10 protein-coding genes are annotated in these 12,536 nt (G+C 32.6%); 2 read left to right on the forward strand and 8 right to left on the reverse strand.

What is annotated here, in order from left to right:
- From LL966_RS22435 to LL966_RS22460, 6 genes are all read right to left on the reverse strand, one after another.
- The coding region (locus tag LL966_RS22435) for a M16 family metallopeptidase (protein WP_229356416.1) at positions 1-436 on the reverse strand (436 nt) is incomplete at its 3' end.
- Between the two features lie 98 nt (positions 437-534).
- On the reverse strand, positions 535-1,668 hold the full coding sequence (locus LL966_RS22440) for a TlpA disulfide reductase family protein (protein WP_229356417.1): 1,134 nt from the start codon (positions 1,666-1,668) through the stop codon (positions 535-537).
- A gap of 95 nt (positions 1,669-1,763) precedes the next feature.
- Entirely contained in the window at positions 1,764-2,966 is a 1,203-nt protein-coding gene (locus LL966_RS22445) for a TlpA disulfide reductase family protein (protein WP_229356418.1), read from the reverse strand.
- 64 nt (positions 2,967-3,030) lie between these two features.
- Entirely contained in the window at positions 3,031-4,437 is a 1,407-nt protein-coding gene (locus tag LL966_RS22450) for a RagB/SusD family nutrient uptake outer membrane protein (RefSeq protein ID WP_229356419.1), read from the reverse strand.
- 18 nt (positions 4,438-4,455) lie between these two features.
- Positions 4,456-8,031, reverse strand: coding sequence for a SusC/RagA family TonB-linked outer membrane protein (locus tag LL966_RS22455; RefSeq protein WP_229356421.1), 3,576 nt, complete (start codon positions 8,029-8,031; stop codon positions 4,456-4,458).
- A 197-nt stretch (positions 8,032-8,228) separates the two neighbouring features.
- The gene (locus tag LL966_RS22460; protein ID WP_229356423.1) at positions 8,229-9,374 is read right to left on the reverse strand and encodes a FecR family protein; all 1,146 of its coding nucleotides are present in this window, start codon (positions 9,372-9,374) and stop codon (positions 8,229-8,231) included.
- Positions 9,375-9,655: 281 nt separating this feature from the next.
- Here LL966_RS22460 and LL966_RS22465 point away from each other — a divergent pair, with 281 nt between their 5' ends.
- Positions 9,656-10,261 carry an RNA polymerase sigma factor gene (locus LL966_RS22465; RefSeq protein WP_229356425.1) on the forward strand — a complete coding sequence of 202 codons (606 nt, stop codon included), beginning with the start codon at positions 9,656-9,658 and terminating at the stop codon, positions 10,259-10,261.
- Between the two features lie 13 nt (positions 10,262-10,274).
- Here LL966_RS22465 and LL966_RS22470 read toward each other — a convergent pair whose 3' ends face one another.
- Positions 10,275-10,625 (reverse strand): gamma-glutamylcyclotransferase family protein, encoded by a 351-nt coding sequence (locus LL966_RS22470; protein ID WP_229356427.1) that lies wholly within the window; start codon positions 10,623-10,625, stop codon positions 10,275-10,277.
- Positions 10,622-11,374 carry an MBL fold metallo-hydrolase gene (locus LL966_RS22475; protein WP_229356428.1) on the reverse strand — a complete coding sequence of 251 codons (753 nt, stop codon included), beginning with the start codon at positions 11,372-11,374 and terminating at the stop codon, positions 10,622-10,624. Before LL966_RS22475 ends, LL966_RS22470 begins: the two co-directional genes overlap by 4 nt.
- 104 nt (positions 11,375-11,478) lie before the next feature.
- On the opposite strand from LL966_RS22475, the gene LL966_RS22480 reads away from it, so the two are divergent.
- Positions 11,479-12,354 (forward strand): LysR substrate-binding domain-containing protein, encoded by an 876-nt coding sequence (locus LL966_RS22480; RefSeq protein ID WP_229356429.1) that lies wholly within the window; start codon positions 11,479-11,481, stop codon positions 12,352-12,354.
- Positions 12,355-12,536 lie beyond the last annotated feature (182 nt).

Here is a 12,536-nt window from a genome sequence, read left to right on the forward strand (position 1 = left end):
TTCGCATTCTGTCGGCCTCAATTTGAAGTGCCAGTTCGATTTTATCGCTAGGAAGCGTTTCAAAATAATTGGTTCTGTCATACCAGGTTGTTGCATTCAGCTGCGCTCCAGTATTCTGAAGAACGTCCGTAATCGTGTTTCCGTTCTTTTTATTGAAAGTCGGCGTTCCTTTAAACATTAAATGTTCCAAAAGATGCGTCGATCCCGTATTTCCTAAAACCTCATGTTTAGACCCCACGCGATATACAATCTGTACGGTTGCAACTGGCGAAGCGTTGTCCTTCAAAAGCAGAACACTCATGCCGTTTGGCTGGTAAAGATATTCCTCTATTCCGCCTAATTCTTTTATTTTCTTAAAGTTAACCGATTTATTCTGCGCTGAAATAAGGGTGCAGAAAGCTAGTGAGCAATAGCCCAGAAGGATGTGTTTTTTCATGTTTTTATGATATTTTTTTAGTTTCCAGTCTCAGTCACTCCCGATAACTATCGGGATCAGTTTTCGCTGAGACTTGAAAACTGAGACTGAATACTAATCTATGATTTACTGAAAATTTCTTTCAATTTAGATTGAAGCTCAGCTTCTCTAAGATTTTTAGCAACGATTTTTCCGTCAGGTCCAATTAAGTAGTTTGTTGGCACCATTTTTACGCCGTATAAAACAGCAGCTTCATTCTGCCATCCTTTTAAGTCTGAAACATGAGTCCAAGTTAGACCATCTTTTTCGATTGCTTTTTCCCAAAGGTTCTTTTTATCATCTAAAGAAACTCCCAAAACATCAAAACCTTTATCATGGTACGTTTTGTAAGCCACAACCACATTCGGATTTTCTTTACGGCATGGTCCGCACCAGCTTGCCCAGAAATCCACTAAAACATATTTGCCTTTGTAATCTGATAATTTTACCACTTTTCCATTTACATCTGTTTGAGAGAATTGAGGCGCAACTACACCAACAGCAGTTTTATCATTAAGATCAATAGCCGTTTTTAATCTTTTTCCGTAGAATGATTTTTGAATTTCTGGAGATAAAATTGTGTAATATTCTTTTACTTTCTCTGGAGTTCCGTAAGAAACAATTCGGTCCTCAATTACTAATGCTCCTCCTAAATTATCTTTATTTTTTTTAATGAATTTATCTGTTAGATCATCCGCTAAAGCGCCTAGATCTTTCCATTTTTTATCCATCATCGCTTGCTGCTCAGTTGTCAATTTTACTTTTCCGCTTTGAGTTAACGAATCAGATAATTTGTAAATTGGACCCGCAACTGCTTGTATTTTTTTAAATTCATTATCATAATACGATTTATAAAAATCATTTTGAGGAGAGCCCGTTACTTTTGCTTTAAAAACAGAATCTTTTTTAGCCTCAATTTTAATATCTTCATTATCTAAAAGAAAATAAGCGCCATATTCCTGTCCTTTAATTTTAAGCGTATGAAATAAAGGTTCTGCTGTTTTTCCTGTAAAAGAAAATGCACCTTCTTTTACCTCAGCAGAATCGATGATTTTTTTATCGCCTTTTTCATCTGCATATTCCAGATAAACAGTTCCTTTATCTAAACCAGCAATAGTACCGTTGATTGTGTAACCTTCTTTTTTTGCACAAGAAGTAAATGCCGTTGCCATCGCCAATGCGAATAAACTAGATTTTAAAATTGTACTCTTCATGTTGATATTTTTTTATTATTATATTATTCGCTTTTCAGTTTACGTTTTCAGTGCTAATTTTCGACTGTGACTGAAAACCGCGACTGAAAAATTAATTACGATTTCATAAGCTCTTTTAATTTCGCTTCCAATTCTGCACCTCTTAAATTGTCGCCGATAATTACACCTTTACTATCCACTAAATACGTTGCTGGAATTGCTTTTACATTAAATGATTTACTTACTTTGTCATCATCTAAAAGATTGTGCCATTGCATATTTTCTTGACCTAAAGCTTTTTGCCAAGCTTTTTCATCTTTATCAATTGAGATACTCAAAATTTCAAAACCTTTACCTGCATATTCTGCATAAGCCGTTTTCAGATTTGGAATTTCTTTACGGCAAGGTCCGCACCAAGAAGCCCAGAAATCTACCAGAATATATTTTTTTCCTGCTACAATATCTTTTGCATTATAAGGTTTTCCGTCTTTATCTTTCAAATTGAAATTAGCAATGCTTGTTCCAATTAAAGATTTCGGGTTCAAATCTTTATCTAAAACTTGTCCGTAATAGCTTTTCTTTGCCACTTCTGAAAACTGATCGAACATTGGTTTTTGGTCCGGTGTGAAATAGCTGTAATTTGTCATCATGAAAAATGGTCCCCACCAAGTTGCTTTGTGCTTAGCAATCAGATCTTTTGTTGTTTTTTCAACTTTTGTAAAAAATGCCTTTTCCGCTGCTTCAAAAGTTTTCCATTGTTCCGTAGCGTAAAGAGAATCTAGCACTTTTTTGTTTCCTTCTTTTCTGGCTTTACCTACTTTATTGCTTAATTCGTCAATTCCCACGTGATAAGCTGTATAATCTTTGTCTAACTCCTCTTTAAAAGCAGTTTCTTTTTTATAGTAATCATGCGATTTTGAACCTGTAACCACTACATCTTTAAATACAATCCATTGTCCTTCGTCTGTTGAAACAGTTCCAGCTGCTGTAACTTTAATTTTTGCATTTTCAGCCATTACGGGTATCATTCCTTTGCTTTTCCCAAACGTTATGTAGAAGTATCTTGGTTCATTTGATTTTCCTGTAAAAGTAAATTTACCATCTTTTAAAGTTGTTTCTGCAACTGGCGACTCTGAAGAATGCGTTGCGCCAGGAATTAATTTTACAGCTGTTCCATCTTCAAGACCCGTTACATTTCCTTCAATTGTATAAGAAGATGCTGGAGGCGCTGTTGCTTTTTTCTTTTGTGCAGTACTGCTGTTTGAAATCGTAAACAAACAGATACACAACCCTATTATTTTATATTTAATTGTATTCATTTTTGATTGATATTTTAAAAAAGCTTCCCTTTCGGGGAATCCTAATTAGGAAGCTTTTGAGTTGTTATTTTGATACGTTTTGTGTAATTGTACCGTTTCCTGGATTTTGCGTTGCTCCTTGCGGGAAAGGCATTGTCCATAAATGAGAATCTGATTTTAATGTATAAGTTGTTCCGTTTGCTGTTTTAGTGAAACTTACTTTGTAGATACCTTCTGCATTTAAACGTCTTGCATCTGCAAATGGAATCAGCGTTAAAATAAGTTCGTTGTTTTTAGTTCTAAAAATAGCATTCAAAGCTGTCGTCTTATCAGTCGTTGCAATATCCTGATACGAAGCCGGCTGAATACGTGTTTTACGAACGGTATTTAAAACTGTTAATGCTTGACTAATTTGTCCTGCACGAGCAAGGCATTCTGCTTTAATCAAATATACCTCAACAGTTGTAATTCCACCATAATTGAACATACCAGATAAAGTTCTTCTGTAATAGGTATCTGCACCAACAGTTCTAAGTTTCCAACGTGATTTGAAACGGACATCTCCAACTTCAAAACTTTGCGCACGTTCTACAGGTATACTATATTCTGTAGATAAATAAGTTGTTGCACCATGACGGAAAGTATAATTCTCGACATAAGTGTATCCCATTGGAGATGGTGTATTGGTGTATGAATTTGCAACATCAATTACAGCTTTATTAGCAATGTAATAAGCATTCCAATCGTATAATTTATTATTTTCGACCAAAGCCAAATCTGCATATTTAAGAGCTTCTGTATAATTATTCATTTGCAAGTAAACACGTGCATAAAATGCATAACCAGCTCCTAAATTTGGATGCAAAGCAGTTTGCGAAACCTTTGGCAAATAAGGCAATGCATCTTTTACATCTGCTAAAATAAAATCGTACATTTCTTGAATGCTTACTTGTTTACTCGGCGCATTTATATCTGCACTTGTAATCAATGGCACAGATAATTTTGTAGTAGCAGTTGAAGCTACGTAAGTTTCTGCATAAAAATTAGCAAGATTATAATATGACATAGCACGCAAAATTTTTGCTTGAGCCCAAAGTATACGTTTTTGATCTTCAGTTGCTTCAGTTGTATTTAAGGCATTTGAAATAATCAAATTAAAAGTAGCAATACCCATATAACTTCTGTAATACGTACTTTCGTCTGCCTGATTTAACTGAATACGATCTGCAGTTTCGTCCCACATATAATTAGCTTTCGTCAAGCGCTGAGCTGCTAGAGTGGCAATATCAATAAATTTATCATTCATCAAGTTTAATGCCTGATCAACGTTTACGCTTTGATTGGTATACTCATCTCGAATAAAAGCCTCATAATCAGCTAATGTTGTTGGTATTTTAGATCCTTTTGGTGCATCATCCAAATAATCATTGCAAGATGCAAAAGTTAAACCTAATGTTAATACGCAAAGTATCTTTATATATATATTTTTCATAGTGTAGTCTTTTTTAGATTAGAAATTAATGTTAACACCAAAAACTAAACTTGGAGATTGAAAGCCATTTAAAAGATATTTAGCATCTCTGCTTTTGGCTACTGTAAATACATTTTCAGCATTCAAATTAAAACGAATATCTTGTAATTTTACTCTTTTTACAATAGCTGAAGGCATTTGATAGGCTAGCGAAACATTGCTTAATCTTATGTTTGATGCATCCAAAATATTAATATCTGCATAACGATAAATATCACGAGAATCTGATGTAAAATCTGCTTCATATTCGTATACCGCACGTGGTATATTGGTAAAAGCTTCGTCACCTGGATTTTGCCAACGATTTACAATATCTTTATTTACAGTTGTAATATTAGTAACATAACTTCCTAAAGCTCCATTATAATCATTCTGCAACATTGGTAAAAATGTATTTCTAATTTTATGCCCTAACTCGTAAATGAAAAGCGCAGAAAGAGAGAAATTTTTATAGTTTACTGAAGTATGAAATGAACCACTGTGTGTTGGTACAGTTGAGCCATAATCATGAACAGCATCTAAATCGGCTGGATTGTATATTACTTTTTCGCCTGCTGCATTATAAACCTGTGGCAATCCTTTTTCATTTAAACCTGCCCATTTGTAACCGTAAATAGTATTGTAGTTATTACCAACTCTAGGATATGCAGAAGGATAGTCTAACTGTAGATAGTATACTGGAGCTTTTACTTTTACAAAGTCAACTTTATTTTTGTTGTAAGCATATAAAACAGACGCATCCCAAGAGAATGAAGGAGTTTTTACAATAGTTCCTCTTAAAGTTGTTTCAATACCTTTGTTGGTCATTTCTCCATTATTAATTTTATAGGTAGAATATCCAAATCCTTCAGTCGGGATTCCGTTACTATTTGCTAATAAATCCTGTCCTTTTTTGTTGTAAAGATCAAAAGTTCCGCTTAATCTATTTTTAAAGAATGCAAAATCAATACCTACGTTAGTTGTTGTAGTTTTTTCCCAAGACAATTCTGGGTTTGGTCTCTGATTAACATATCCCTGATTTCCTCCGACATTTGGATTAGCATAATAACTAGCTGTTAAGTAAGGTGCAGAATCTTTGGCTACATTTCCTCCAATACCATATGATGCACGAATCTTAAGTCCATCAATCCAATCTACATTAAAAAATGATTCTTTATCAATATTCCAGCCAGCTCCTGCAGACCAAGTTGGTTTATTTTGATATTTATTATCAGTACCCCAAAGATTAGAACGGTCCCAACGCAAACTTCCGGTTACAGAGTATTTTCTATTATAAGTATACCCTCCTGTACCGTAAAAAGATACATAGCGGTTTACTAACTCACGTTCTGCAGAGAACTCATTCAGGTTCATATAACCTCCAAAAACAGAGCCATAAACTTTAAGCAAATCTGCTTGATTTACTGGTGCAAATGACAACGTTTGCTCATCCCAACCATAACGAGTGTTATCGCCATATTCTATTTTTGAATGACGAATTTCCATACCTGCAATTGCAGTTACGTCGTGTACATTATTGAAAGTCTGATCAAAATTTAATTGCTGACGGAAGTTGTAAGCATTAGAAAATTGATTGGTTTCTTTTAAGATATCACCATAAGGCAAATTATAAACCGCTTTGTTATTGCTATCAATAGTAACTAAACCATTTACCTTACTTCTCACTTCAAATGATTCTTTATCTTTTAATAAACTACCGCGATCTACACCATATTCATATTGAAACATTGCATTATAAGTAAAAGCATTACTAAACTTTACATTAAATTTTGCAAAAGTTCTGTTTAAGAAGTTTTTAGTTTTATTTATATTTCTTCCCAATTCATCTATTGGCGTAATATCCATGTTATAAAGACCATAAGTCTGCATGGATTGCAATGTGAAATTATTATATCGAGACGCCGCTGTAGAAGTAAAATTAGAACCATCGTTATTTACTAATTGATTGTACATCTGATATTTAAATTGTGGAGAAAAAGCATCATAAGTTTGAGTATCGCTCTCACCATAATTAATATAAGTCCCCAAATCTAACGACAACCAGCTTGTAATATCTGTTGAATTCTTCAAATTAATTCCCACAGATTGATTATCAGAATATCTATCTTCAAATTTATTTCCTTTATACGTTAAAGAAGCATTAAAAGCGTTAGATTCTGTTGCTTTACCTAGACTTATGTTATGCTGAATAAAATATTGATCACGTTTGGCATATTTAGCAATATCATCATAATATTTGTATCCTTGCGCTCCAAGTGCATCAAGACGGCTGTTCATTTCTGTCATTGAAGTTTTACCAGCGTAACCATTTAATATTGTCTGCATTCCTAAACTAGTAAATACAGCATTGTTTAATAAAGATTGCGCATAAGTTCCAGCATTTGCTCCTTGTAAATTAGGATTTCCAGTTGCCCAACCTCTTTCTAAACTAATAATATCACCAGCATCTGTTAGATTTCCTGTATAATTTCTGTAAGGAGTAACAGTCATATTACTTGAAAAAGAAATATTTATTTTTCCTGCTTTTGCTTTTTTTGTTGTAATTACCACTACACCATTTGCTGCACGAGCTCCATAAATAGAGGAAGCTGCTGCATCTTTAAGGACAGTAATGGTTTCAATATCTTCTAAGTTTAGGCTCGGAAGGTTTTCTTCTAAACTAAAATATTGATTAAATTTTGTATTTTCTATAGGAAAGCCATCAATTACGTATAATGGAGTAGTTAAACCATTCATAGAAGTGGTTCCACGAATTTTGCCATTTTGGTATCCAACGATACGTCCTTCTAAAATTTTATCTAAACTGCTTAAACGCTGTTCTTGAAAATCTTTAGCTTTTAAACTAGAAAAAGATCCTGTAGCTTGTTCGGAAGAAATATCCTGATAACCAGTTTTTAAAACTACTCCTTCTAATTCCTGTATATCTTCTTTTAAGACAACGTTAATAACGCTTCTGCCACCAACTTTAATCTCTTGTCTAACATATCCTAAATAAGCAAACGCTAAAGTTGTTTCACCACTAACTGTAATGATCTGATATTCACCATTAAAATCAGTTTGAACACCTCTTCCTGAACCATTATCAGAAATTGCTGCGCCTACTAGAGGATTTCCTTTTTCGTCTGTTACTCTACCTTTTACAATAAAATCTGCCTCAGGTTTTTTAACTTCAGATGTTTTATCAGCTGCAAGTTTTTTGGGCATCAAAATAATATGGTTTCCAGATACTTTAAAATCGGTACTGGTATTATTAAAAATTTTACTCAAAATTACGTCAATCGAAGTTTCACTTGCATTTACGTCGATTACTCTATTCAAATCGACAGATCTTACATTGTAAACAAATCTATAATCTGTAGTATACTCAAGTCTTTCAATAACTTTTGCAACGGTCATATTATTGACATTAAAAGAAATCTTATTTTTTTGAGAATAACTAGTTCCAGCATGCATTACACTTAATGCCGTTAGAAGAAATAATGTGGTCAATTTCATTTTCAAATCAAATTTCAAAAAAGGCTTATCAAACCTGATTCTGTTCAAGAGTTTTTTCATACTTTTAAAATGTTTTTTTTAATGTTGGTTGGTTAATTAACTGACCGCATATACTCTACCGGGAAATGTTGGCGCATTTTCCGGTTTTTTTATAACGATCCTTTTCATTTTTGGATTTTTCTTACATAGGCTTTTATTTATTTTAGATTTCTGAATTTATATTTTAGATTTAGAATATTAACGTCCAAACTAATAACTTATTTAATAGTAATTTTATCTCTGTCTATTTGATAATCAATCTTATAACTATCACTAAAATATTTCAAGACCACTTCAATCGGTTCATTATCAAAACTGGCATTAAAAATCTCTTTCCCTAAAGTTTTGTTTTTATTAATGAAGGTCACATTATATTGGCGTTCGAGTTTTTTGATGATCTGAGCAAACGAAGCATTCTTAAATACTAGACTTCCTTTTACCCAAGCGGTGTAATAATCGGTATTAACTTGTTCTGTTTTAATAGCATTTTCACCTTTTAAATTAGATCCCTTAAATCCTGGAGACAGATAGACCTGATTTGTTTTCTGCTGTTTATAAAGTGAAACTTTACCTTCAACTAAAACAACATCAGTACTTTCACTGTTATTATATGAATCAACATTGAACTTAGTTCCCAAAACCTCAACGTTAACTTCCTGTGCATTAACAGTAAACGGATGCGCTTTATCTTTACTTACTTCAAAATATGCTTCGCCAGTCAAATAAACCTGTCTGTTTTTGTTTCTCACAAACTGCACTGGATAACGTAAGGATGTTCCTGCATTCAAATGCACTACCGTTCCATCAGATAATTGAACTTCAAATTTTTTCCCGTAAGGAATTTTCAAAGTATTATAAACCAACTCCCCTTCGGCTAAAGCTTTGGTATAAATCAATCGGTTTTTTTCTTGTTTTCCAATGATATTTCCATCTTTATCTGTCACATTTTTATTTTCCGACGTATCAATTGTTTCAGAGGATCCGTTACCTAATTGTAAAACAATTTCGTCTACTCTCGGAATAATAACATTTTGTTTAACTTGAGCTGCACCAGAATTTTTATAAAAATAAAATCCTCCTAAAGCGATAATTAAAATCGCCGCATACTTATAATAAGATGAAAATCTTCTTTTTGTAAAAACATTATTTTCTTTTTGAATTCTCTCTGAAAGTTGTTTTCTGACTTCAGTAGAATCAAAAGAATTCAAAGCCGTATCTATTGCGTAATTGGTTTTTACAAAATCCTTAAACACAATTTGATTTTCGTCTTCTTTTAGCCACTCAGTCAGTTGCTCAATTTCGTCTGTTGAAGCCTGATTTGTGATAAATTTAACGATTAATCGCTCTGATTTTTTTTCTGTCATTTGGGTTATTTTTAATATTATTACGAAGCCAAAAAACAAAACCCTAACAATTTGATAAAGTTTTTTTCATTTTAATGCTTTTTCTATTTTTGACAAGTCTTTTCTCTCAATTAAACTATATTAATTCTATAGAATTTATAAATTAAATAAATTACATTTGCATTTTAATTCCCCTTTTTATTTGTAATAAATTTCGAATAGAAAATGAATAAAATGAGCATTTTTAAGAAAATCAGCTCGTTTTTGACGCATAAAATTTATAAATTAATATATTTGTTTCTATGAAGATTGATGATTACAGCGATAATACCACCTTAATTGATTCTCTTAAAAATGGAGATGAAACCGCTTACACCTATCTCATCGATACTTATCACCATAAACTTTGCGTTTACGCTAATAGTCTGGTAAAGAATGTTTACAGCGCAGAAGATATTGTTCAAAACGTTTTTATTAAAGTTTGGGAACAGCGCACGAGATTAAAAACAGATCATTCTTTAAAAAGTTTTCTTTATAAATTGGTTTACAATGAGTTCATTGATTTGTATCGAAAAAATCAATCTTTGTTTTCTCTAGAAAAATCATATTATGATGCTTTGAATGGAATTGTTCAAGAAGACGATTCTGAAGCCTTTCAACGTGTTTTAAATGCTGTCAACAAAGAAATTCAAAATCTGCCTCCAAAGTGCAAAGAGGTTTTTATTTTAAGTAAAAAAGAAGGATTGACCAATATTGAAATTGCCGAACATTTGGATGTTTCGATCAAAACCGTTGAAGCACAAATTACTAAGGCGTTTTCTATTTTACGCAGTTCTTTGGAAGAAAAAGTAAAAAGCGTTTTGTTTCTTTTATTTTCTGCAAAAAAAAAATTCAGACTAAATAATTAATCTGAATTTTCCTTTATTGTTTTAAAGCATAAATATATCCTATTCCTATTTCTCCGCTCTGTAATTGATATTCCGTCTGAATTCGAACATAACCATCACCTTCAAATTCGTCAAGATAATCCCAATTTGTTGTGAGATCTTCAGAGAAAAGTACATAACATTTTATAGTTTCGGCTTCTTCAAGATTTACAGAAACAAAACCATTATAACCTAAAGATGACCCCCAGCCGCCTTCTTGGAGTTTTCCTTTAATAATTGCTTTTTTCCATTCGCCTTTAATCGGATTCATAACCGAATGGTTAGATTCTCCTGGCGCCAAAGAACCATATATAATTAAGGCTGGTATTAATTGTAAATCTTTCATCTATTCTCAATTTCCATTTTCTCTTCAAAAAATTCAAAAACTGGTATTTTCATATCGTGATAAAAAAGTACTTTCCAATTTTCATCTTTTGCTTGTTGTTCCCATTTCTTGCGTGATTCTCTTGCACGTTTTCCGTCAAAATCAGTTTTGTAAGCAACATGCATGGACCAATATATTTTTTGTGGTAAATCATCTGCGCCATAAAAAACAATTTCATCATCGGCTTTTATCCAGAAAACTTGATGAAATTTGGTATGTCCAGCCGAAACTTCATAAAAGATTTCATTGGTTATATTTCCGTTGTCAGAATTTAATAACTCAACATTTGGAAGTTTTTTTAATTGACTTAATAACTCAAAAACGTACGACGGATTATTGATTTGTTCTAAAGCAAAATCTATTTCTCGTTCCTGAATGTAAATCTTTGCATTCGGAAAATTTTGAACAAAATTGCCGTTCTCAAAATAACCAATTCCTTCTATATGATCTTTATGCAGATGCGAAACCAAAACTTTTGTTATTTCATTAGAACTAATATTATTCTTTTGAAGCATCTCGTGAATAAACGGAATTCCATTATTTACGAATCCTAAACCAAAATCTAATAAAATGACATCATTATCGGTAATAATGAGAAAAGGCTGAATTGCCATTTTCAAACCAGAATCTGATGTCTTTTCATTTAGAAGTTTAAATTCCTTTTGAGCATTTGCCACGTAATTTCCTTCTTGTAAAGCTATGATTTTCATTTTTCTTTCGTCTGTAATTTTACAACAGTACAAAGTTCTTAAGATTTTCTATATTTGTAAAACCTTATTTTTCGATATAATCAATCGATAAAACCGATTTAGGAATGGAACTTCGACAGCTTAAATATTTTCTCAAAGCAAAAGAATTACTAAATTTTACAGAAGCTGCGGCAGCGCTTTATATTAGCCAAAGCACATTATCACAACAAATTAAACAGTTGGAAGACGAATTACAAGTTCCACTTTTTAATAGAATCGGAAAAAGAATTACACTAACCGAAGCTGGAAATTTATTTGCTCTTTATGCACAGCAATCGGTAAATAAAGCTTCTGACGGACTCCAATTTATTAAAGACCTGAATAATCTTGAAACTGGAAAAATTGCTATCGGCGTGACCTATGCATTGCGCCACGTGGTTACCAAAGCGCTGATTTTATTTAGTTCAGAATATCCAAAAATTCAATTTGAAATTGTTTTTGGAACTTCTCAGGAATTAATTCATAAATTGAATCATTTTGAACTTGATGTTATTCTGACTTTCGAAGAAATTGCCTCAGAAGCCCATTTCAAATACAGAGAATTATTTACCTCTCCAATGGCATTGGTTACTTCGTCTGAAACGTCTTTAATCCATAAAAAAAGCATTTCTCTAAAAGAAGTGAGTTCTTTGCCACTGGCACTTCCTTCGAGTGGTTTTAGTACGACGCTGTTTATCAATAAAGCTTTTGAAAAAGACAATCTCAATCCGAAAGTTACGATTGAAATCAATGATATTCCGACTTTATTAGAATTAATTAAAACCGGAAAATGGCATACAATATTAACCAAAACGACAATTGAAAATGAAAAAGATCTGCACGCGATTCCAATAAAAGGGCAAAACATGACCCGAACTGCGATGTTGATTTCCTTGAAAGAAGTGTATGAGAAAAAAGCAGTTAAAGCCTTTTTGAATATGTTAATGGAGAATTTGAAGTAATTTTTTAACGCTAAAGTTTGTCAATTTAGACGAAGGAGAAATCACACGCGCAATTCCGCAAAGAAAAAGCGCAAATCTTTGTCGATCTTCTATTGTGATTTCTCGTTCCTCGAAATGACAAAATTGGGCTAAAATATCTACAGATTTGATTTTATGTCTGTTTATCGTAGAGACGCACCGCA

It is taken from the genome of Flavobacterium chungbukense (assembly GCF_020805785.1).
In the GTDB taxonomy this organism is placed as follows: Bacteria; Bacteroidota; Bacteroidia; order Flavobacteriales; family Flavobacteriaceae; genus Flavobacterium; species Flavobacterium chungbukense.